The 22,431-nt window shown below is 60.5% G+C and carries 20 protein-coding genes and 1 pseudogene; 10 read left to right on the top strand and 11 right to left on the bottom strand.

The window, feature by feature from the left end:
• Positions 1 to 381: 381 nt before the first annotated feature.
• Positions 382 to 2,190, top strand: a complete 1,809-nt coding sequence (locus AC1ECK_RS15795) for a S10 family serine carboxypeptidase-like protein (RefSeq protein ID WP_480320684.1) — start codon at positions 382 to 384, stop codon at positions 2,188 to 2,190.
• An 81-nt stretch (positions 2,191 to 2,271) separates the two neighbouring features.
• On the top strand, positions 2,272 to 2,661 hold the full coding sequence (locus tag AC1ECK_RS15790) for a 2-oxoglutarate dehydrogenase (RefSeq protein ID WP_480320682.1): 390 nt from the start codon (positions 2,272 to 2,274) through the stop codon (positions 2,659 to 2,661).
• A 97-nt stretch (positions 2,662 to 2,758) separates the two neighbouring features.
• Here the strand turns inward: AC1ECK_RS15790 and AC1ECK_RS15785 are convergent, their stop codons facing one another.
• Positions 2,759 to 3,625, bottom strand: coding sequence for a LysR substrate-binding domain-containing protein (locus tag AC1ECK_RS15785; RefSeq protein WP_480320680.1), 867 nt, complete (start codon positions 3,623 to 3,625; stop codon positions 2,759 to 2,761).
• Positions 3,626 to 3,729: 104 nt separating this feature from the next.
• On the opposite strand from AC1ECK_RS15785, the gene AC1ECK_RS15780 reads away from it, so the two are divergent.
• Positions 3,730 to 4,335 (top strand): LysE family translocator, encoded by a 606-nt coding sequence (locus AC1ECK_RS15780; RefSeq protein WP_480320678.1) that lies wholly within the window; start codon positions 3,730 to 3,732, stop codon positions 4,333 to 4,335.
• Positions 4,336 to 4,385: 50 nt separating this feature from the next.
• Here AC1ECK_RS15780 and AC1ECK_RS15775 read toward each other — a convergent pair whose 3' ends face one another.
• From AC1ECK_RS15775 to AC1ECK_RS15765, 3 genes and pseudogenes are all read right to left on the bottom strand, one after another.
• Entirely contained in the window at positions 4,386 to 5,147 is a 762-nt protein-coding gene (locus tag AC1ECK_RS15775) for an SDR family oxidoreductase (protein ID WP_480320676.1), read from the bottom strand.
• Between the two features lie 82 nt (positions 5,148 to 5,229).
• The gene (locus AC1ECK_RS15770) at positions 5,230 to 6,123 is read right to left on the bottom strand and encodes an alpha/beta fold hydrolase (RefSeq protein WP_480320674.1); all 894 of its coding nucleotides are present in this window, start codon (positions 6,121 to 6,123) and stop codon (positions 5,230 to 5,232) included.
• 177 nt (positions 6,124 to 6,300) lie between these two features.
• A pseudogene (locus AC1ECK_RS15765) lies at positions 6,301 to 6,423 on the bottom strand (EamA family transporter); the annotation flags it as partial.
• A gap of 123 nt (positions 6,424 to 6,546) precedes the next feature.
• On the opposite strand from AC1ECK_RS15765, the gene gcvA reads away from it, so the two are divergent.
• Entirely contained in the window at positions 6,547 to 7,461 is a 915-nt protein-coding gene (gcvA, locus tag AC1ECK_RS15760; RefSeq protein WP_480320672.1) for a transcriptional regulator GcvA, read from the top strand.
• Between the two features lie 76 nt (positions 7,462 to 7,537).
• Here the strand turns inward: gcvA and AC1ECK_RS15755 are convergent, their stop codons facing one another.
• Positions 7,538 to 7,843, bottom strand: coding sequence for a panthothenate synthetase (locus tag AC1ECK_RS15755; protein WP_480320670.1), 306 nt, complete (start codon positions 7,841 to 7,843; stop codon positions 7,538 to 7,540).
• 181 nt (positions 7,844 to 8,024) lie between these two features.
• Positions 8,025 to 9,689 carry an FAD-dependent oxidoreductase gene (locus AC1ECK_RS15750; protein WP_480320668.1) on the bottom strand — a complete coding sequence of 555 codons (1,665 nt, stop codon included), beginning with the start codon at positions 9,687 to 9,689 and terminating at the stop codon, positions 8,025 to 8,027.
• Between the two features lie 402 nt (positions 9,690 to 10,091).
• Between AC1ECK_RS15750 and AC1ECK_RS15745 the strand changes: the two genes are divergently transcribed.
• A complete protein-coding gene (locus AC1ECK_RS15745; protein WP_480320667.1) occupies positions 10,092 to 11,117 on the top strand; it encodes a MerR family transcriptional regulator in 1,026 nt (341 codons plus the stop codon).
• 196 nt (positions 11,118 to 11,313) lie between these two features.
• On the top strand, positions 11,314 to 11,823 hold the full coding sequence (locus AC1ECK_RS15740; protein WP_480320665.1) for a hypothetical protein: 510 nt from the start codon (positions 11,314 to 11,316) through the stop codon (positions 11,821 to 11,823).
• A 183-nt stretch (positions 11,824 to 12,006) separates the two neighbouring features.
• On the opposite strand, the gene pdxR is transcribed toward AC1ECK_RS15740, so the two are convergent.
• Positions 12,007 to 13,488: a MocR-like pyridoxine biosynthesis transcription factor PdxR gene (gene pdxR / locus AC1ECK_RS15735; RefSeq protein ID WP_480320663.1), complete on the bottom strand. Its 1,482-nt coding sequence runs from the start codon at positions 13,486 to 13,488 to the stop codon at positions 12,007 to 12,009.
• A gap of 196 nt (positions 13,489 to 13,684) precedes the next feature.
• Here pdxR and AC1ECK_RS15730 point away from each other — a divergent pair, with 196 nt between their 5' ends.
• Positions 13,685 to 14,401: a GNAT family N-acetyltransferase gene (locus tag AC1ECK_RS15730; RefSeq protein WP_480321067.1), complete on the top strand. Its 717-nt coding sequence runs from the start codon at positions 13,685 to 13,687 to the stop codon at positions 14,399 to 14,401.
• Positions 14,402 to 14,461: 60 nt separating this feature from the next.
• Here AC1ECK_RS15730 and AC1ECK_RS15725 read toward each other — a convergent pair whose 3' ends face one another.
• A complete protein-coding gene (locus tag AC1ECK_RS15725; protein ID WP_480320661.1) occupies positions 14,462 to 14,986 on the bottom strand; it encodes a GNAT family N-acetyltransferase in 525 nt (174 codons plus the stop codon).
• Positions 14,987 to 15,359: 373 nt separating this feature from the next.
• On the opposite strand from AC1ECK_RS15725, the gene AC1ECK_RS15720 reads away from it, so the two are divergent.
• Both AC1ECK_RS15720 and AC1ECK_RS15715 read left to right on the top strand, forming a co-directional pair.
• Positions 15,360 to 17,525: a GNAT family N-acetyltransferase gene (locus AC1ECK_RS15720; protein WP_480320659.1), complete on the top strand. Its 2,166-nt coding sequence runs from the start codon at positions 15,360 to 15,362 to the stop codon at positions 17,523 to 17,525.
• Complete coding sequence (locus AC1ECK_RS15715; RefSeq protein ID WP_480320657.1) at positions 17,518 to 17,976, top strand: ASCH domain-containing protein; 459 nt, start codon at positions 17,518 to 17,520, stop codon at positions 17,974 to 17,976. Before AC1ECK_RS15720 ends, AC1ECK_RS15715 begins: the two co-directional genes overlap by 8 nt.
• Positions 17,977 to 18,023: 47 nt before the next feature.
• On the opposite strand, the gene AC1ECK_RS15710 is transcribed toward AC1ECK_RS15715, so the two are convergent.
• Complete coding sequence (locus AC1ECK_RS15710; protein WP_480320655.1) at positions 18,024 to 18,890, bottom strand: LysR family transcriptional regulator; 867 nt, start codon at positions 18,888 to 18,890, stop codon at positions 18,024 to 18,026.
• 107 nt (positions 18,891 to 18,997) lie between these two features.
• Here AC1ECK_RS15710 and AC1ECK_RS15705 point away from each other — a divergent pair, with 107 nt between their 5' ends.
• Positions 18,998 to 19,942 carry an AEC family transporter gene (locus tag AC1ECK_RS15705; protein ID WP_480320653.1) on the top strand — a complete coding sequence of 315 codons (945 nt, stop codon included), beginning with the start codon at positions 18,998 to 19,000 and terminating at the stop codon, positions 19,940 to 19,942.
• A gap of 39 nt (positions 19,943 to 19,981) precedes the next feature.
• Here the strand turns inward: AC1ECK_RS15705 and AC1ECK_RS15700 are convergent, their stop codons facing one another.
• Positions 19,982 to 21,013 (bottom strand): lysylphosphatidylglycerol synthase domain-containing protein, encoded by a 1,032-nt coding sequence (locus AC1ECK_RS15700; RefSeq protein WP_480320651.1) that lies wholly within the window; start codon positions 21,011 to 21,013, stop codon positions 19,982 to 19,984.
• Positions 21,014 to 21,156: 143 nt separating this feature from the next.
• Positions 21,157 to 22,392: a bacteriohopanetetrol glucosamine biosynthesis glycosyltransferase HpnI gene (gene hpnI / locus AC1ECK_RS15695; RefSeq protein ID WP_480321065.1), complete on the bottom strand. Its 1,236-nt coding sequence runs from the start codon at positions 22,390 to 22,392 to the stop codon at positions 21,157 to 21,159.
• Positions 22,393 to 22,431: the final 39 nt, after the last annotated feature.

The following is a 22,431-nucleotide window of genomic DNA, read 5'->3' as shown; positions in this document are numbered from 1 at the left end:
TCCTGCTTGCCGCGCCTAGCCGTCGAATACCCCGTCTTTTGAGCTCCATTTGAAACGGGGTCTTAACGCACGTCTCACTCAGAGGACAGCTTGACAAAGGCCTATATACATCCTACCTTTCCTCTGCCGCCATTCATTACCAAATCTTTCACGCACAACTAACGTATAGAAACTGTACAAGGTACAGTCGCTATCCTTTATCGGTTAGCACTGTTTATTAATTTTGAATGAGCAAACGGTATTCAGGCTGTTAGAAAAAAGAAAATAAAAATCCATCCGCTATGTGCCGACGAGTTCTGCACGTGCTGTCTGTTTTCCCATGCGCCTCGCCGGCGAAGGTGACCTTTGTGTAACGGTATCTCACCAATCACAGGGACAGAAATGAAACCAGACCGTAGTTCTAGCGGTAGCCGCGCCCGCCGTCTCGGCCGGCTAGCCGGCCCAGGCGCATTGATCGTCGGCATGCTGATGCTCGCGGGATGTGGCGGAGGTGACGGCAGTTCCTCAGTATTGCAAACGAGTGCGATGAGCCAGGTCAGCGCCAACGCGCAGTCTGCCGCGCAGCGGCAACCGGCCAACCAGCCTTACGTCGACCCCATTGCCTATTCGCCGAACGCCACGGATGGATTGGCAGCGTCGCAGGTCGCCGAAAAAGCCGCGGTGATGCATTACACATGGACGTTGGGAAAGACGCCCGTCAACTACACCACGACTACGGGACACCTGACGGCACAGGATGCGAACGCCAACCCTGAAGCCACGATGTCGTACGTGGCGTACACGGCGCCGAGCACGGACGGCTCGCCGCGGCCCGTCACGTTCATCTATAACGGCGGCCCAGGTTCGTCGTCGATATGGCTGCGCCTCGGCTCGTTCGCGCCTACGCGCGTCGCTACGCCCGATCCGCTTCTCACCAACTGGCCGAACTATCCGCTCGTCGATAACGCGCAGAGCCTCATCGACACCACCGACCTGGTGTACATCGACCCGCCCGGCACCGGACTTTCCGAAGCGATCCTGCCGAACACGAACCAGACGTTCTGGGGCTGCGATGCGGACGTCGACATCATGCGCGACTTCATCAAGCGCTATTTGGCGGTCAACAATCGCAGCAGCTCGCCGATCTATCTGTACGGCGAATCGTACGGCACGCCGCGTACCGACATGCTTGCGCTTGCGCTCGAATCGGCCGGCGTGCATCTCACGGGCATCGCGCTGCAGTCGTCGATCCTGAACTACTTCGCCGACGCGATAGAGGCCACCGCCATCACCCAGTCGACGGCCGGCCTCGCGCTCGAAACCGATACGCTATCGGGCTATTTCCCCGGTTACGCGGAGGTGGCGGCGTATTTCAATCAGGTGTCGCCCGCGCCGATCAACCAGGGGCTGTACGCGCTGCAAATGGAGCTCTTCGTGACGGCCGAGTACCGCCGTTTCAACCGGTACTCGCAGTCGTGGGTGCTGAGCCAGCTCGGCATTCCCGATGCGCTCGGCACGCCAGTGTTCCCGTCCACGGGAACACTGGCACGGTGGCAATTTCCGTCGAGCCTGACCTTGCAGGCGCTGCAGGGCTACTTCAATGCGAATCCGTTCAACACGTCGCTGCTGCCGGGCATCACGATCGGCCGGTATGACGGACGCGTTTCGTTGCCCGATTCGGACCCGCGGCTGCAGAACGACGGGGACCCGTCGGACATTCTGATCTCGCAGCCGTTCACGACCGCGCTGGCAACGCAGTTGCCGCAATACCTCGGCTATACGGCGCCGAACGCGACGTACATCCCGCTGAACGACAACATCATCCAGGTATGGAACTTCTCGCACGACGGTCAGCCGCTGCCCGACACGCTGCCTGATCTGCTTGGCGCGCTCACGCTCAATCCGCAACTGAAGGTGCTGGCAGAAAACGGCTTCCATGATCTCGCCACGCCGTTCTTCAGCACGGAGAAACAGCTCGCGCGCCTGCAGACCGTGTCGGGTCTGAACCCGAACCTGCAGGTCAACTTCTTCCAGGGCGGACACATGATCTATCTGGACGACGTAGCGCGGCCGCAGATGAAGGCCGATCTCGTCGAGTACTACCAGGGCCTGCCGATTCCGTTCGCGCTCTCGCTGTGGACGCTGCCCCCACCGTGGGCGGACGAAAGCCCGGCCGGCACGCCGACGGCCGTTGCACAGGCGACGCCATGAGCGTTGAAACGCAGTACTCTTAAAGGAACGGGTCCCCGCCGGACCGGGGACCTCCTGCTTACTCTTCTATTGCGAGTGATCATGTCCCCAATCGATATGCTGCGGCGCATTCTGCCGCTAATCGTGCTCGGTGCTGTGGTCGGCAACGCTCAGGCAGCGACTACCCAGGCCGTGGCGCCCGTTACGCTTCCGAAGGGCGGTCACGGTGTGGATGGCCCGTTTTTCCCCACGAGCCGGCCGGCGCCCGTCATTCCTTCGACCGGAACGCAACTGCAACAACAGGCCCAACAACGGCTGGAAGAACGGCTTGGTGCAAATACGGTTCTGAGCAACGGCGCGACGATTACCAAGGCGCAAGCCCAAAGCAACGGCCTCGGCTTTATCGCGAACCATTTCGACCAGATCGATGCGACGCATTCGGGCCGCGTGTCGATAGACGACGTGCGGCAGTATCTGCAACAGCGTCAATGAAGGACTGGGTTCTATCGGGTTGACGACGTATTGCCGAAATTCGCATGACTGCCGTCCCTGCCGACGATATCCCCGTACCGAAAGCCGCTTCGGTAAGTCACATGGGCTGCCGAAATCGGGTCAATCCGTCTCTCATGTGCCGGGCAAGTTCGGCTACCGCAGGCGAATTCTGGCCCGGCGACAAGTGAAGGTTGATTGCGAAACCCGGGAGTTCGGGGAGACCACTTTCGGGCGGCAAGATATCGAGTTCGGTGGGCACGGTGGATGCCAGCCACGCCGTAACGGCGAGATCGGAGCGCACCGTGGCGGTCGTTGCATCGATGCTTCCGTTTTCGAACACGGTACGCCACGACAGCTCGCGCTTGCGTAGCTCATCGAGCACCGTTGTCCGGAACGCGCACGTCTCGGACACCATCGAGATGGGCAGAGGGCTCTTTCGATGCGCAACGCCCCCTCTTGCACCGACCCAGACCAGGCGATCTATCGCAAGGCATTCGCCACGGGAAGACCCCGGCAATTCCTCAACCAGCGCGATATCGATTTCCCCCCGCTTGAGGGTTCGCATCAGTTCTGGCGAAGCCGCGCACACGAGCGTGAGCTCCACCTGCGGATAAGCTTGCGCATAACCCTTCAGAATCGGACCGAGGAGCGTTCCAATAAGATCTTGCGGCGCACCGAGGCGAACCGCGCCTTCCATGGTGCCCGCAGTCATCTCCGTCCACAACGCGTCATGCAAGGTCAACAGCCGCCGCGCGTGTCCTAGCAACCGCTCACCCACCGACGTCAGTCGCAGGTCGCGATGGTCGCGGAAGAACAACGGGCCGGACAGGGCTTCGAGTCGTGCGATCTGCTGGCTGACCGCACCTTGTGTCAGATGTAGCGCGTGACCGGCAGCCGTCATGCTGCCGTGGTCGGCGATCGTGACGAATGCGCGAAGCAGGCTGATGTCGAGATTACGTGCCATTTACGCATTATGAACGCTAATGGAGGGTATCAAAAAATTTCGCTGTTTTAATGCAAGGCATGCAGGTAAAAAGCGGGTTTCTTGTCTGATAACCGGGAGGACATGTGCCGCTCCACGATTACCTGCCGCTGTTTCTTTTCGTCATCGTCTCCACGATCACGCCGGGAGGAGCAACGACATTGGCAACGGCCTCAGGCGCCCATTTCGGCTATCGGCGATCATTGCCCTACATGGTGGGGATCGCGGCCGCCCTTGCGTCGATGGCCGCTGCTGCCGCCGCGGGGCTTGGCGGCATCTTGCTGGCCCTGCCGGGCCTGCAACTCGGCATGAAAGCGATCGGCTCGCTTTATCTGGTCTGGCTCGCTTCGCGCATCGGACGGAGCGGACCTCCGCATCTTGACGCACAACTTCGGAAGCCAAGCGGGTTCGCAAGCGGTGTCTGGATGTTGTGGCATAACCCGAAGGGCTGGGCGATGACGCTGGGGGCCGCAGCATCGTTTGCAGCGCTCGCGCCCGACCCGCTTCGACTGGGTGCGCTGCTTGGCGTCTCGTTCGGCATAGCCGCCATGGTGTCGCTTTCGGTCTGGTGCTTCGCCGGTCTTCTGTTCGCCCGTCTGTTACGGACCGACTTGCAATGGCGACTACTTAACCGAACGTTGGCACTACTTCTCGTGATGTCGATCGTCCCGATGTGGCTTAGGTGGAGATAACTAACGCAAGCGAATCGCGGAGCAGCGCCTCCATTGCCGCACCCTGTTGCTCACTTACCGCCAGTGACATCGAGAAATGTGCCGGTGATGAAGGAAGCCTCGGCGCTTGCCAGCCATAGGATCGCCCGCGCCACCTCTTCAGGCTGACCGCCTCTTCCCATGGGGATCGAGTCCTTGACGCGATCCACCCGTCCCGGCTCTCCGCCGCTAGCATGCATGTCGGTGTAGATGTGCCCAGGGCGAATGCAATTGACGCGTATTCCATCCCGCGCGACTTCTTTTGCAAAGCCTGTAGTGAATGTCTCAACGGCGCCCTTCGACGCAGCGTAGTCGACATATTCGTTTGGACTGCCGAGCCGGGCCGATGCCGACGAGATGTTGATCACCGCGCCGCCCCGCCCGTTGTGACGCCAGGACATCCGTTTCACCGCTTGCTGTGCGCAGAGGATAGGGCCAATCGAGTTGACCGCGAAGATACGCTGCATCCGCTCGAATTCAAGATCCTCTAGCCGGGACTGCCGCGCAAGTACCGCGGCGTTGTTCACCAGTACATCGATCCGACCGAACTCCCGGTCGATCGCGGCGAATAGCTGAGCAACCTGCTCTGGATCCGCGCTATCCGCGCGCACGGGCAAAGCCCGGCGCCCCACAGCTTCTACATCAGCCGCCACCGCAAGGGCGGCAGCTTCGTTGGAAACGAAGCTTATCGCTACATCGTAGCCTTGTGCGGCAGCAAGACGCGCAGTCGCCGCGCCTACACCACGACCTCCACCCGTTATCAGAATCAGCGGGGCCTGCGGGACGGTATCCATTTAGCGAACCTTCATGGGGTGATGGGGTAATAAAGCCGTGAGGCGCTTGCATTGCGGCGTCAATCGCCTCATGCGCAAAGCGTCAAGCGGCCCATGCGTTGATGTCGAGAACCGCGTCGGCGAATGCTTTCGGTGCCTCCTGCGGAAGGTTATGACCTGCATTCGGCACGACGCGGTTCTGATGGCGCCCAGTGAAGCGCTTTGAGTTTGCCTGTCTTCCCCCGGGAGGCGAGACGCCATCGGCGTCCCCCTCGAGCGTGATCGTGGGCACGGTGATCGACGGCATGGCAGACAAGCGGCGCTCGATATCGTCAAACTGAGGATCGCCGTCGACCAGTCCGAAACGGTGTCGGTAAGAATGGACTACCACGTCGACGAAATCGGGATTGTCGAACGCCGCTGCCGAGCGCGCGTAGATGTCGTCGTCGACGCGCCATGTCGGCGACCATAATGACCATAAGAGACGACAGAACGCGCGCCGGTTTTCAGTCAATCCAGCCCGGCCGCGCTCGCCGTGCAGGTAGTACTGGTACCACATCCGGTATTCCTTTTCTGGATCGGCTGGCTGCAAGGCGGCAGCTATATTCTGGATGTTGTAGCCGTTGACCGAAACCAGCCCCCGCGCTCTCGACGGGTGGAGCGCTGCCACGATGCATGCCGCGCGGCCGCCCCAGTCGTATCCACCGAGGATGGCCTGGTCAATCTGCAGTGCATCGAGCAGCGCTAACAGGTCTGCGCCCAGCGCCGCCTGCTGGCCAGAGCGAAGTGTCGTGGGCGAAAGGAAGCGTGTTGGCCCGTATCCCCGAAGGTAGGGGGCGATGACGCGGGCGCCCTGGGATGTCAGGCGTGGCGCCACTTCCTCGTATGCGTGGATGTCATAAGGGAAACCGTGTAGCAGGACTACCGGCCATCCATCGGCATCGCCCTGTTCGTCATAGGCTATATCAAGCAGTCTGGTCGCAATATGTTTAAGCATTTAGCTATCCTTTGCATGATGCATTCCGGCCGGTTGCAGCGAATTCTCTCTGAGAGGCGAACCTGACCGCATTCAACCGACCCGCCCGCTCGCGTGATGACGCACGGGAAGCAAATGATGCGCTTGAGGTCATGTCAAAGCCCCAGACAAACCGCTCCGGCCGCGACGACCATGCAGCGCGATGGCGACGCTCATCCACGTCATGGACAGGAACCGATCTCGGTTGCCGTGCAGCATCGCGTTCCAGCTCGCATGGAGCATGGCAGCAAAGAGCACGATACCGCCGGTATAACTGAGCATGTGGGTTTCGGGCCGGAGGGGGAGCGGAAGATATCAACGGCGGTGCAACAAGAAGGATATCTATCTTGTAGCGGCCCAGCAAACCAGATAAATTGACGAATCGCGTTAGAAAAACTCTTGCATATGAAACGGGTATTGCCCCCGCTCAATGCCTTGCGGGCCTTCGAGGCTGCGGGCCGGCTCGGCAGCTTCAAGGAAGCCGCCGCAGAGTTGCACGTGACTCACGGTGCGGTGAGCCAGCACGTGCGCCTGCTCGAGGAGTGGCTTGGCGCGTCGTTGTTTGAACGGCACAACCGGCGCGTGAAGCTGACGCCGGCGGCGAAGGTCTATCTGGAGGAAATCAGCCCGTTGTTCGAACAGCTCTCGCAGGCAACCGCGAGATATGGTGTGTCCGAAACGGTCTCCCGGACACTGTCCGTAAACGCGCCCGCGACATTCACGTTGCGCTGGCTGGTGCCGAGGCTGGCGAAATTCCGCGCTGAGCATCCCGACGTGGAGGTCAAGGTGGAGACGTCAAACGACCCGTTGGAGAGTCTCAAAGAAAACTATGACATCATCATCCGCGGTGGTCCGGACACGTTCTACGGCTACTCGATGCGGCCTTTCCTGTCCGAGGAGAGACTTCCGGTCTGCAGTCCGGAGCTTTTGCAGCGAGTGCCGCTTCGATTACCAGACGACTTGCGACAACACACGTTGCTGCACACCTCGAGTCTTCCGCGGCTTTGGCCTGACTGGCTGGCGAGCGCACAGATTCCTGCCCTGAAGCCGGCTGCCACTTTGACCTTCGACCACTTCTATCTGACCTTGCAGGCTGCCATCGACGGAATCGGCATCGCCATGGGGCCGACTGCGCTGGTATCCGACGATCTCGCCGCTGGTCGGCTCATCGCACCGTTCACCGGTCCTCGTCTGCCTTCGCGCAGCTATTGCACTTACGTTCCGGATGAGAAGTTTGGCGATGAACTGATCGTGCTGTTCCGTTCATGGCTCGAGCGCGAGGGGATGCTGTTGTCAGGAGATATTCCGGAAATGGTGTAAAGGAGTTGTTCGATCTGCAGGAGAAGCGCATGGCTGACGTCGCAGAACCGATGCGACCGGCTTCGCCTGCCGCTTCTCAAGCCCACTTCTTGCCGATTTCGTCCAGACCCGCCTTTTGCAGATCCTCCGGGCTCATCACAACGCGGAACTTGCAGTTGGCCTGGAAGTTGAGAAAAAATGGCTCGGCAAAAGCGGGAATGTCGGATGAATCCTGTACGTTGACCAGGAAGATCCCGCCGCGCATTCCGTCGTGCTCGGTAAAGTACACCGCCTCCGGCTTGATCGTTTCCAGAATACGTCCAATAATCTCGCCCGCTTTCCCGCCTTTGACGAGAGAGTTGAAGGGTTCATGTGGAATCTCGACCGTAAGTAGCATCTTCATAATTCAGTTCTCCTTTCAGTTTGCTGCCCTGTAATCGGACGTTCATCTTCGAATAGTGAAGGACGCTTAGGGGTCGGTTTCCGAAGTTGCCGGCTGTCTCGTCCACTCAGTTAAAGGACGTTCAAAATCAATCGAAACCTGCTACAACACACACACATGCACTTCACTGCCACACCCAACGCTATCTGTTGTCGTACTGCAGAAATTTGTGGGCGAACGCGATCGCCATGCTGCCTTCGCCGACCGCCGAAGCAACGCGCTTGACCGGGCTCAATCTGACATCCCCACAGGCAAACACCCCCGGAACGCTCGATTCGAGAAGATAGGGATCCCTGCTATGAGACCAGTGTCCCGCCTTAACGACATCGTCTCCGGTGAGAACATATCCGCGCAGATCGCGCGCGATTTCCGTCGGCAGCCACCCGGTCTCCGCATCGGCGCCGATGAACACGAACAGTCCACCACAGTCGTGCCGGCTCACCTCTGTACTTAGCGCATCGCGTATGTCGATCGCAGTGAGATGGCTATCACCCTGTGCGCCGACCACTTCCGACCTTAGCTTTACCGCTACGTTCGACTTCCCGTGCAGTTGCTCGACCAGATAGCGTGACATGTTCTTCTCAAGTGAATCGCCTCGCAAGACCAGGGTAACCGTACGCGCATGATTGGCGAAGTACAAAGCGGCCTGACCGGCCGAGTTTCCACCACCGATCAGATAGACGTCGAGCCCGTGAGTCGCATTCGCTTCGCTGCGTGACGCACCATAGTAAATTCCTTTACCGATAAACCGGTCGAAGCCATCGATCGCGAGGCGGCGCCACGTGACGCCAGTTGCTAGAATGATCGTTCGCGTACGGATGACGTCGCCTCCGTCGAGGTGAACGTTACGCCCGTCGGCATCGACTCGAGTGACCGATCTTGTCACCACAATCTCGGCCCCCAGCCGCCTCGCCTGCTGTAGTGCACGGCTCGCCAGTTCGTCGCCCGACACACCGTTGGGAAAGCCCAGGTAATTCTCAATGCGCGAAGAAGTCCCGGCTTGCCCGCCTGGCGCTTCGCGCTCCACCACCACAGTGCGTAATCCTTCCGACGCCCCATACACTGCCGCAGCAAGACCGGCCGGCCCTCCACCAATAATCATCGTGTCGTATTCGGCAAGGCGGGGCCGCGTTTGCAGACCCAGCAACTCGGCGAGTTCGCGTGTCGCAGGACGGCAAAGCACCGTCCCGTCGACCAGACGCAACGCCGGACAATCTTCCTCTGACGGACAAGCTCCCGGCCAGCGCACCGCTAGCTCAGCCGCATCGGGCGTCATCCAGTCGCAGGTGATCTGGTTGCGGGCCAAGAACTGGCGCAACGCTGTACAAGCGGTATCCCAGCGATTGCCGACCATCGTCACACGGGGCTTGGGCGGCTCGGCGGAGAGGCCCTGCAAGCCGCCGATCCGCTCGCGCGCAAGGGCGCCCATCTTCAATGCAATTTCCGGTGACGCTGCCGCAAGTACATAGTAATGCTGAGCGTCTACACGCATGACGCGCGACGGCTCCGAAGCCCGATAGGCGCCTGGAAACGGCGAACTCAGCGCGAGCGGCACTTCGCCAAAGATGGTTCCGGGCAGACGCCAGCCCAGCGTGCGTTCGATACCGTCGAACGTTTTAATCACTTCCATCTTGCCGGTCAGAACCGCGTACAGTGCGCGCTCGCCACCTTCATGAACTGCGAACTCTCCTGCGCACAGACGCAGATCCGCAGACGTGTTCGCGAGATGCTCCAGCTCGTTATCGGCGAGTGTCGAAAACAGTGGAACTGCCCGGATGTCCTCGATTGTCAGCATGGCTTCGTCCAAACAGTTATGCAAACGCATACAGCAACGGAACAGCGGGCAACAGACAGACTTAGCCAGTATATGACCTGCGGATGCAAATGTTTATCCGCTAAAACCAGTCCCTGGTCCAGGTTCGGGCCGCGTCAAACTGACGGTTCCGTTCTTCCTGCATATGGGTGTTAGAGCATAGCGAGGGGGGATTGGTGACGCTGCTAGCCGCACAGCAAACGGCGCACGTGGCGAGCGACAACCCTCGACGACTACAATGCGCTTCTGCCCTGGAACCTGCCAGCCAAGACAAGGTGCAACGGCGATCGTAGACGGTAAGGAAAGTGACACGGGAACGGCTCAATATCTTGTTGACCCGGCCCTTGGGGCCAACCTCATACTGGCTGCACTCGGTCGACAACAAAGAGGTGGGTCATGAGTTCTTCTCCTCCATGTTTGAATGCTTCAGAAGCAGCAAGACGCCTCGGTGTATCAATCAAAGCATTGCGGCTATATGAGCAGGAGGGACTGATAAGCCCCGGTCGAACCGGAGCAGGATACCGAGTGTATGGTCCCGACGACATGATTCGTGCTGCCGAGGTTGTGGCCCTGCGCACGCTCGGGCTCAGTCTCGCCCAGATTGCACGGGTGTTGAATGGTGAACCCCAAAGTCTGGGAACAGCTTTAGCGGCCCACGAAACAGTATTGGACAATCAAATTCATGAGCTCGTCAGTAAGCTGGACAAGGTTCGAAGTATCCGGGCCGGTCTCGCCCGGGGGCAAATGCCCGCCGATGGAGAGTTGACGAGCCTGCTCAATTGCTCGACGAAAATCAGTACAGCATTTGCGCTTCCATGGCCTTGGGGTGGCGAATGGTTCGAGCTTCGCGAGATTCGCCCGCTGAACTACATCATCGGCTCGCTTGGCAGCGGAAAGACCCGGCTGGCCCGTCGTCTAGCAGAAACTCTGCCTGACGCAGTCTTCCTGGGTTTGGACCGACTGGAACATCGGTGCGCTACGGCGCTGGATCTGCTGAAGACCGATCCGGCTCTCGAGTCGCGCGTTCATCAGGCCTTGGGGTGGCTTGTCGATGAGGGCGCAGTAGAATCTGAAGCCTTGATTGCCTTGCTCGTCGCCCTGGAAACTGATGGTCCTGCTGTCCTGGTTGTGGATATGGTCGAAGAGGGTCTCGACCAGCCCACTCAGGAGGCGTTGATCACTTATCTTCGCCAACGCGCGAAATCCGGGGCAAAGCCGCTCTTCCTGATGACACGCTCGTCAGCGATCCTGGACCTTGCGGCAGTAGGATCGGATGAGGCCATCATCCTTTGCCCTGCAAATCATAGTCCACCCAGCCGCGTCGCGCCTTACCGTGGTGCGCCAGGATACGAGGCAGTTGCCACCTGCCTGGCATCACCCGAGGTGCGAGCGCGAATCGCACGACGCCCGGAAGCAGCGTAATCGCCCGCTCTACAGCTGCGGAAGATTGGCGCAGCGGCGCTTGAAAATCACCTACCGGGAAGCTCGTTATGGACCGTCATCCAGGCCAATTTGCACATGGTTTCACTCGCAAGTCCCGCTTACGCTTTCCTCGAAGGCAGCGGAGTGCGAACACCCTCCGTGGACCCGAAGCGCCGCGAGTGGCTGTTGAATCAACTTGCGCGGCGAAGTTACTGACCTGGCGCTCCAGAGTCAGACGTTCGCTCACATCGAAGAGGTCAACATGGATGCAAATTGGCTAACGGAAAACAAGTTCCATGCAATTTCCAGCACGGTATATCTACGAGACGTTACGCTTAAACAGGCGCCTCATCTTGATGTACACGTCAATTTAAGCTTCGAGAACACCACCTTTCAGCGCTGCGACTTGCATGGAACAATCCGGCTAGCTGCGGATGCCAAGCAGCTTCGGAGGACGAATGATCCAGATGCGGTAGGCCGCGCGATCTGGGTCTATTCCGACAAAACCTGGCGGAGTCCATCCAGCCTGGAGCACTGGCTGCAGGAAGGCGGGATGACCTATACAAGCCTGAAATCCGCTTGCCGCGAACTCGCCGAGATCGTCAGGGAGTGGGAGTACGAGATCGGTAAAGCCGATTGCGACGTATTGGAGCCCAGCAACGACAACGCCCACAAGATCACTACGATTGGCGCCGGCGATTATTAATCGGTCCTCCTCGGACGCATCTGGTAACTGCGAGGCGCTACAAGCACTTTGTTTGCAGAGTGCGTAGCTGAGTCGCACTCGGGTATCGTCAGGCACGGGGCCGAATCAAGGTTTTGAGATCCGAGCGACCGCCCCGGCCGACGACCCGCCTCACGAGCGAGATACGCCCAGCTCACGTCTATCTCAGCGACAAGAAGGATGCGCTCCCGCCACTTCGCTCACACACTGCGCCAGCAAACCGACCGCAGCCGCAATCTGCTCCGCAGGCGTATTCCCATAGCCAATCACAAGACCGTTGTCTTCATCGCACGGCCGCAATGCGAACCCGGAAAGCGCTCGCGCATTGATCCGCTGCTGCTGCGCCAGATCCACCACCGCGCGATCCGAGATGCTCGACGGCAACCTCAGCGTCAGATGCATGCCGCAATTGCCGCCAAGAATCTGCGCCGGCTCGAAATGCACCGCTAACGCTTCGCGCAAAGCCTGCTGCCGCTCCCGGTAGAGACGGCGCATGCGCCCGAGGTGACGGCCGAATTCGCCCGCTTCGAAAAAGTTCGCCAAGGCCACCTGTTCGAGCCGGTGGCCACCGCGCAGCAGTTCCTGTAGCGCGATACGCGTCTGCGCGACCATGCTGCGCGGGAGCACCACAAAGCCGATACGCAACGCCGGAAACATCGTCTTGCTGAACGAGCCGATATACAGAACCGGCGCGTCGGGCACGAGCCCCTGCATGCTGGCGATCGGCTCGCCGGTGTGGCGAAACTCGCCGTCGTAGTCATCCTCGATCAGCCAGGCGCCGACGCGTCTTGCCTGCGCGATGAGTTCGAGCCGCCGCGCCACGGAGAGCACCGCGCCGGTCGGATACTGATGCGCAGGCGAGGTGTAAATCAGCTTCGGCGGATTGTCCCGCCAGGCCTCCGGCGGTGCGGCCATGCCTTCCTGATCGACCCGCATCGGCACCGTTTTCAGATCGCCGAGATTGAAGGCGGCCTTGGCGCCCCGATAACCTGGGTCCTCGACCCACGCGACATCGCCGGGATTGGTGAGCAGACTCACACACAGGTTGAGCGCTTCCTGGGCGCCTTCGGTAATGACCACTTGCGAGCTGTCGCAACGCACGCCGCGCGCCACTCGCAGGTGTGCTGCAATGGCCTCGCGCAAGGCCGGCTCCCCAGCGGGCACGCCGTAGCCGAGCAGATCGGGCAAGGCTCGCTCCATGGCCCGTTCGAGCGAGCGGCGCCAGGCCGCAAGCGGAAAGCGATCCAACGCCGGCGTACCCGGAGTCAACACCTCCGCGCCGCCGGCGTGCGGAGGAATGGCGGCGAACGGGGCGAGCCGCGTCGCGTAAGCCACCTCAGCGGCGGCCGCATCCTGATGCGCGACGGTTCGGGAGGTCGGGTTCGACAGCGAACTGACGCGCGTGCCCCTTCGATCAGCCACCACGTAGCCCTCCGCGAGCAACTGGTCATACGCGATGACGACCGTGTTGCGCGAAACGCCGAGTTCCGCCGCGAGCAGCCGCGACGACGGCAAGCTCGCGCCAGCCGGCAACCGCCCCGCCAGAATCGCCGCTTGCAGACGCTCGATCAATTGCTTCTGCAACGGCAATGGCTTGCCGCCCGGTGTCACGGCGCCGAGCGCCAACGGTCCTATGATTTCGATCATCGTTACTGGACCCATCAAATACTGGTTTCGTGGATCTTTTTAACATACCACGTTTGGCGTATCGTCTTTGTTGAAGGCTATCTATGCAGCATCGGATCAACGGCACGAAGTGGTGTGAAGCGGCCTCGCACGTCACGCCAGGCCGCACAACACGAAGCAAGGAGAAAGAGAAGTGACACAACAACTCAATGAATACATGCAGCCGATCGGCACGCCGGTGCCCGACTGGAAGGGCGCGCAACTGCCCGGCCGCGAACCGCTCGTCGGCCGCTATTGCCGGATCGAGCGAGTGGACGTGGAGCGGCACGTCAAAGACCTCTACGAGTCCTATAGCGAAGCCAAGGACGGCCGCGACTGGACCTATCTGGCCGTCGGGCCGTTCCAGAGTCTCGAAGCGTATCGCGAGCATCTGACCAGGGCCGCCGCACTCACCGACCCCATGCACCATGCGGTGATCGATCTGGCGACCGGCAAGGCCATCGGCACGCTGGCGTTGATGCGCATCGATGCCCCCAATGGCGTCATCGAAGTCGGCCACGTCACCTATTCGCCACGGCTGAAGCGAACCCGCATCGCAAGCGACGCGATGGCGCTGCTGATGAAGTATGTATTCGAGGACCTGGGTTACCGGCGCTTCGAATGGAAGTGCGATGCGCTGAACGCGCCGTCGCGGGCGGCCGCGCTACGCTATGGCTTCAAGTTCGAAGGCATCTTCCGCCAGGCTATTGTGACGCGCGGCCGCAATCGCGATACCGCATGGTTCTCCGTCATCGACAGCGAATATCCGGCAGTGCGCGACGGCTTCGCTCAGTGGCTCGATGAACGCAATTTCGACGCACAAGGTAATCAGCGCGAACGCCTTGCGGTTCTGATTGCGCAGCGGCAAACGCCGGCGGTGGAAGCTGGCGCTTGATGCGTGTGAAGTCGCCTTAGCGGCTGCTGGGCCGCGCGCTTGCGCGGTCCAGCAGCACGTTCAAACCGGGTCCGCCATCCGGCGAAAATGGATGGTCGGCTTGCCTTTGTAGGACCCTTGGGCCCACTCCACGTAGCCGCACTTCTGCGCCACCCGCAGCGACGCGGTATTTTCCGGCGCGATGATGCAGGCGGTATCGGCGCCGGGCCATTTTGCATCGGCCCAGCGCAACGCCGCACGCACCGCTTCGGTCGCGTAACCCCGTCCATGCGCGGCGGGCGCCAGCGCCCAGCCCACCTCTGGCATGTCGTCGAGCGGCGGTTCAATCTGACGCCGGAAATTGGCGAAGCCCACCTCGCCGACAAAACTGCCGCTTGCCTTGTCGCGCACCGCCCAATAGCCAAAGCCCAGCAGCGTCCAATGGCCGACGTAGCGCAGCAGGCGCGCCCACACCTCCTCGCGCGTGAACGGCTGACCGCCGATGAAGCGGGTCACCTCGGAATCAGACCACATCGCAAAGCTGTCGTCGTAGTCGGTAAGGCCGTGCGGGCGCATGATGAGGCGATCAGTTTCGAGCTGGGGCATGGTCAGGAAAGAGGGGATTGTTGGAGTGTCTGCGATGATCGCAGATTTTGTTCATATTGAGGTGCATAGGTAACCTCAGGGTGCCGGACCTGGCTTCCAGCATGCTATTCCCACGATGGACATGCCTTGATTGAATCCCGTCGGATTCGGCTGGAAGAAGATCATAAGACGTACGGAACCACATGACCTGATGTGAAAAATGAACCGCCAAAGATCTACTACAGCGTCGTCAAAGATGCTATCGTTATCGCCCTGATTCGGTCTTTTTCCGTTTCATATAAAAAGGACTATTTATTAAATTGAGATCGCTGGATACCGATCAACAGCCGCTGCTTCCCGGGCTGACGAGAGGTACCAGGAGGGCCTGTAAGAGATGCGAACCGCGCAAGACCAATTCCTCATTCTCGATCAGTTCGCAGACACTGCGTCATTTATCGAGACAGTTGTCCAAGCGGCAGACGGAGAAAAGAACGCTCTGGGCTTCTTCCCCGCAAGTGTCTTCAACGATTTTGCCCGGAAAGAACAACTATTCGTAGCCATTCGCCAGCAAGACACAACCAGCATCTATGCCGGACATCTCCTATTTGATGCCCGGCATCCGAAGGCGCATGTGCTACAAATTTTCGTCTCGCCGGCATTCCGAAAGCGCGGCGTGGCTGAACGTATGCTCGACCATCTCAAGAGATATCTAACAGAGCATGCATTTATTTCGGTATATGCACGAGTCGCGGAAGATCTCCTCGAAGCTAACAAATTCTGGCACAGTCAGGACTTCTATGTGCAACGTATGGAAGCAGGCGGAAAGACACGCAAGAGGACAATCCTGGTCAGGAGTCACGAACTTGACACTCCGCAGCTTTTTGCGTCAAGCGGAATAAGAGCCAGCGACCCGTTGGGACTCAACTTCACCCCCGGTACGGATGTCCCGCTCTTCCTGCTCGATCTAAATGTGCTGTTTGACCTTGGACCGCGCAGGCGTAGAAACGAAGAAACCCTGGACCTTTTCCGTGCTGAACGAATGGGTTCCTGTCAGCTAGCGCTGAGCATGGAGATCAATGCTGAATTGACGCGGACCGCTACCGAAGGGCGAACTGATCCGATGCTCGCGTACGCGCGCATTTTCCCCACCTTTCCATGCCCCAACGACGAGGACTGGAACGCCTTGGCCGCTCAGCTCGGTTCAATCGTCTTTCCCGCAAAGCATCAAGCCGGAACTTTGAGTGCCAATGACGTTTCCGACCTTCGTCACTTGGCAACCGCTATTCATCATCGACTCACCGGGTTAATCACAAACGACTCATCGATCTTGAACGCGGCGGCGCGACTGAAGCAAGACTATGGCATCCAGATTATTTCGCCCACAGCCTTCAAGGATCTGAATACCTGGACCGCTCGCGAAGAGGTCTTCGAAACAACGTCGAATGACACGCTAGCGCTGACGCGAATAACGGCCGACGATGATGCGGCAGTTCGCAAACTCCTATCTGACCTGGGACTTCGCGGTCCGACCATGTTTTCTACGTGGGCCGCAGTCGGCTCAAACGAGCGTGTTTGCGTCAGGCAAGGGATCTGGCGGGATGAAACGCTCCTGGGATATCTGATGTGGCCAAAGCTTGCGCCGGGGAGCGGCATTCACGCGCGTATCGGCGTTGACGAAACGCAACCGAACGCGCTGAACGTCACTCGCATATTGCTACGTCACCTGATCGAACAAGCGTCGACTTCGGGAGCGACTCAGATCAGACTAGAATTTCCTCCCCATCAAGCGCGTGTACGCGAAGTTGCTTCGACACTCGGCTTCGGAGGGACCGCGGAGGAAACCTCGCTCACCAAGGTAGTGCTTGGGCGAGTAGTCACAGAAGTGAACTGGAGCGAGTGCAACGATCAGCTAGTTGAGGTAGCCCGCTTGAGACTGCCCGATTCTCCCCCGGCCTTCCGAAACGTCGATCAGCACCTTCGCCTGGTAAGGCCCGACGGCAACCCGACTCATATGCCGTTGATGGCGCTTGAATCACTTTTGGCACCCGTCATCATAGCCTTGCCGGGGAGGCCAGCGGTGATCTCTCCCGTACGCAGGGACTTCGCTGAACACCTTCTCGGTCATTTGCCACAGAGAAGTCTGCTTCCTCATCCGCGTGCGGCGCTACATAGCGAGAAGCACTATCTCAGCGGGAAGAAGACGCTCAAACACTTTAAACGCGGCCACCTGGTCCTGTTCTATGAATCCGCCGGCAACGGGGGACTAGGCGCTGTCGTCGCACTTGCGCGTGTGCAGCATGCGTATCTAAAATCTCAGGAAGCCATGGAGCACTCCGATCTGGACCCTTCCGTGCTCGATGCTGCTGGACTCGCGGCAATAGGCCACTCGAAGATCAAGACCGTGACGGCCTTCGACAATTTAATCTGCTTCAAGCGCCCGGTGACCCGCGCCAAACTGGAGTCCCTTGGCTGCGGCAGCCCTACTCACCTGCTTACTACCCGCGAAATCGATGACGCACAGTTGCAAGCAATCCTCGCTGAGGGGTTCCCCCATGGATGAAACAGAACATGTCCTGATTTCGCTAGAGGAACGTCACGCGGAGAACATCTTCGCTGGGAAGAAACACGTCGAACTCCGGCGACGCGCCATGAACGTCAAGGCCGGTACCGTCGTGTGGATCTACGTTAAGTTACCCGTCGGACGCGTGGTGGGCTACGCCAGGGTAAGCGCCGCGCACTCGCTTGCCCCCTCGACTTTATGGAAGCGGTTTGCCGACGTCTGCTGTATCACGCGCAGCGAGTTCTTCACATACTTCGAAGGGCTCTCAAAAGGCTTTGCCTTGAGTCTGCAGAATCCCGAGCGTCTCCCCGGTGCAGTTTCGTTAGTCGAATTGCGCGAAGCCTCAGCAGGTTTCCACCCGCCTCAGTTCTTCGTCCGCCTCCCGCCGGATAGTCCCCTATTGCATGCGATCGAAGAGCGGCGTGGCGTGCATGCGCTGCCATTCTCCTAACTTCGGTCAGATGGATCGGCGTACTCTCCGCCCCATCGTCGCTCGCCCTAAGCCAACTCCAGAAACCGCGCAAGACAAGGATTCCGATTCACCGGCGACCACACCAGCACCTGCTCGATCATCGGCGCGTCGGCCAACGGCCGGAACACCACACCGGCAAGCTGCGCCTTGCGCATCGAAGCGGGCACGAGCGCAACGCCCACGCCCTCGTCGACCAGGCTCAGAACGGTCTGCTGCAATTGCACTTCGAAGCGGATATCGGGCGCGAAGCCACCGGACCGGCAGTGCTCCAGAATGGTAGCGCGCAAAGTCGGCGCAACTTCCTCGGAGGCGAGCACGAAAGGCTCCCCGGCCAGTTGCGCAATTTTCAACCGCCGCGCCCGGGCGCGCGGGTGGCTTCGCGATAGCGCCACACACAGCGGCTCGCTGACAATCGTGCGCGTCTCCAGTCCCTTGTTCGACGCACTCGGAAACATGATCGCGGCGTCGATCTGGCCGGCCAGCACCTGTGCGGCCAGATCGTTCGACACCACTTCACGCAGGTTCAGCGCCACCTCCGGATACGCCGCCCCAAAGGTTCGCGCATAACCAGGCACCACGCTATACGCAGCACACATCGTAAAACCAATCGCAAGCGTCCCGGCGTCGCCGTGTGCTGCGGCTTGCGCGTTGCGCGCAGCCTGTTCGATGGCGCCGAGAATCGCCTTGGCATCCGCGTAGAAGCGCTCGCCTGCGGCCGTCAGCGTCACGCTGTGCGGACTGCGCTCAATCAGCGTGACGCCGAGACTCGCTTCCAGTGCGGCCAGTTGGCGGCTCAACGGCGGCTGGGAGAGATGAAGACGCGCCGCGGCCCGGCCGAAATGGCGAGTCTCGGCAAGCGTCACGAAGTAACGGAGTGGTTTGACGTCGATCACGATGCAAAAAAGGTATTGTCGAGCACCAGAAACGGTATTTGATTGTATCAACGTGAACCACTACGCTGGCGAATCCTCTTTTCCTTGCCCACCGGCCAGCCGCACCGATGTTATCGACCCTTGAGATTCTGCTCCCCGTATTCGGTCTGATTTTTGCGGGCTTCGTTTGCCGCAAGCGCAACCTGCTGGGTCCGGCTGCCGCGTCGGAACTGAACCGCTTCGTGGTCTGGCTTGCGTTGCCCGCGCTATTGTTCGACACGATGGCCCACGCGACCTGGCATCAGCTATACCAACCGGCGTTTGTCGTCTCTTTCGCACTCGCCTGCGCTGGGGTCTTCGTGCTGATTCTTGCCGCGAGTCTGTTGAGCGGCCGGCCGTTAGCCGACGCCAGCGTCGATGCGATCGCCGGCGCATATCCGAACACCGGGTACATCGGCTTTCCGCTGTGCCTGATCGCCTTTGGGCCGGCCAGCCTGACGCCGACGACGATCGCGACGATTCTCGTCGCGTGCGTGCTGTTCGCAATCGCCATCGTCCTGATCGAAGTGGGTCTGCAAACCGAGCGAACGCCGCATCGGCTGGCACTGAAGGTGGTGGGGGCGCTGATGCGCAATCCGCTGATCGTGTCGCCGATCGTCGGCGTGCTGGTCGCCGGCGTTCACATCACGTTGCCGCCAAGCGCGGAGACATTTCTGAAGCTTCTGAGTGGCGCGGCGAGTCCTTGCGCACTCGTTAGCCTTGGGCTGTTCCTGGCCGAAAAGCGGGTAGCCTCGGCGGCGAAACCGGGCGCTGCGCTGTCGCTCACCGGCGCCAAGTTGCTGTTGCAACCCGCCTTGACCTGGTGGCTCGCCGCGCGTGTGTTCGGACTGTCGCCGATGCTGGTGGAAATAGCTGTCGTGCTGGCGGCACTGCCTACCGGCACCGGGCCGTTCATGCTCGCGGAGTTCTATCGGCGTGAAGCGCACATCACGTCGCGGACGATTCTGCTGTCCACATTAGGGTCGCTGGTGACGCTTTCGCTGTTGTTGATGGTGATGCGGCACGGCGGTTGAAAGATGGGCGCATGCGGCGTCAGTGTCCCGGAAGCACCCTCAAACCTTCTCCCCATCCCCAGCGCTCAACTTCGGCGCAAGCGCGCTCACCAGTCGGCCCCGCACCTTGCCGGAAGACTCGGCAATCTGCCACGCAAACAACCCCGGCACGAAAATCAGCAGATCGCGAATTCGCCGCGCGCCGGCCAGCGCAAGGCACGTTGCAGGATCGAGTCCCAGCGCGCCGCCGATCAGCACGAAGCCGCCCTCCTGCACCCCCAGCCCGCCCGGTACAAAAAACGCCGCGCTGCTGACCGCCTGAATCAACGACTCGATCACCACGGCCTCGGTGAAGCTCACCTGCACACCGAGGAAATACAGCGCGAGCCAGATCTCCAGCGCGGTCAACACGCACTGCAGAGGTTGCCAGAAGAACAGATAACGCAACACCACGCCACGCCGGCGCCAGATCAGCTTGATCGACCGATCGATCTGCGCCGACTGACCGACGAGCGCTGCCAGCTTTCCGCTGGTTGCATGGTTGAGCATGCGCGTGAGGCGCTCGAACGGGCTCGCGTGCTGCACCAGCGCAAACAGCACGAGGAGCGGCGTAAGCGCCACGATGCCCCACGCCAGATCGGCAGCGAGCCGCAGCGTGCCGGAGGCCGCATGAGCGAACAGGAAGCCGATGCCCACCAGCGTGAACATCAGCTGGCTGATCAGCGTAAGTTGCATATCGACGACAAGACTCGCCGCCGCCGTCGAGCCGCGCAGTCCGCGACGCCGCATCAGGCGAAACGACACCACCTCGCCGCCTATGCGCGCCACCGGCAGCATGCTGTTGACCGATTCGCGGACCCACACCAGATGCCACATGCCCGCCAGACTCGGCCGGTTCGCACCGCGAATCAGGCTCTGCCAGTCACGCGCGTTGGCCAGCATCGGCAGCACGTGAGCGAGTCCTGCCACCACCAGGCCCGCGCCCGCAGCGCGCATCAGTCCGAGCACCGCGCCGGGGTTGTCGTGCATGACCAGCCAGAGCGACGCAATCAGCCCGGCGAGCGCAGCCAGGCGGCCCAGATGCTTCATCATGCTGCTACCGCCCGCTGCACGTTTGCCGCCCCGGCGATCGGGAACATCATCGCGAACCTCGTGGCCGCCGTGAATGCGCGGCGCTGGTACAAGCCCCGCTCATGCCGCGCCGTGCGGCCTTCAAAGAAAATCTGCATTCCGTATTACTCGTCCTGGACCGGCGACAGCAATCCGTTGCCGTCTACCTTGAAGCTGAAGCCTCGCCAGATCACCCGCGTCGAAAAGAAGCTCGCCACGAAGATCGAAAACGACACGATATCCCAGAACGGCAGCAGCCACAGGTCGCGATGCGGTTGCCGCAACGCGTGATCCGACAGCACTTTGAGCCCGAGGCGCACGACCAGCGCCACTGCCGCGAGCGACCAAGCCCATGCTGCGCCGCCTGAAAACATCACGGTCATCAGGGCAAAAGCAAGCGGATGAATCAATGCCGAGCCCAGATGACCGATCGGATCGATGGTCCGGATGGTGCGGCTCCAGCGCAACTCATGCGTGATCAGCTTGGCCGCGCTGGTCTCGACACACGCATGCGACACCGTGAACGGCGGAATCACCACCTTCTCGCCGATCATGCGCACCGCTTCGCCGATCGCATGATCCTCGGCCAGGTGATGCACGAACTGGGCGAAGCCGCCGATCTTCTCGAGCGTTGCACGCCGCATCGCAATGGTCTGCCCAAAGCACGGACGCGCCATGCCCAGCGCGAGGCCTGTCACGACCCCGGGAAGAAACTGGTAATTGGTCGCCTTCGCCGAGAGCCGCGGCCAGAAACCGGGATCGGGCTGGCCACGATAGACACAGGTCACGAGCCCCACGCCTGGCTTCTGCAATTCGCCGATCACGTTGCGCAGATAGCTCGGCCCCACACTCACGTCGCTGTCGGCAAACACCAGCATGTCGTGGCGCGCCTCGGGCAGCATGTTGAGGATGTTGCTCATCTTGCGATTCGGCCCATACAAACGCGCGTCGGCCACCACCGTGATATGCGCCTCGGGATGCAGCAGACGCAGTTGCTCGACCGTACGCAGCGCCGGGTCTCCCGAATCGTGCACGCCGAACAGGAATTGCACCGGGCCCGGATAGTCCTGCTGACAGAAGCTCGACAGGTTGCTCAGCAAGGTCCACTCGTCGCCGTGCAGCGGCTTGACGATCGTCACCGGCGGATAGCTGGTGGGCTCGGCGCTCGTCCGCGCAAAGAAGCGCCGCACCAGCGCGCCGGCCAATATCGTATAAGCAATGCCGAGCGCGGCGCCGACGCCGCACAGCAACGCCAGCCCGAAGCACAGCAGATGCGCCGCGCGCAGTGGCCCGTCGAGGTCGATAAGCCCGATCGCGAGCAACACGGCAATCGGGCACGCAAGCCAGGCGAGGCGCTTCATGCCTGACCTATCCGCGTACCACAGTGGGAGTGGTACATA

It is taken from the genome of Paraburkholderia sp. SSBN10T (assembly GCF_056619545.1).
The sequence above is the reverse complement of the archived record's forward strand: the minus strand, read 5'-3'. Positions and strand labels throughout refer to the sequence as shown.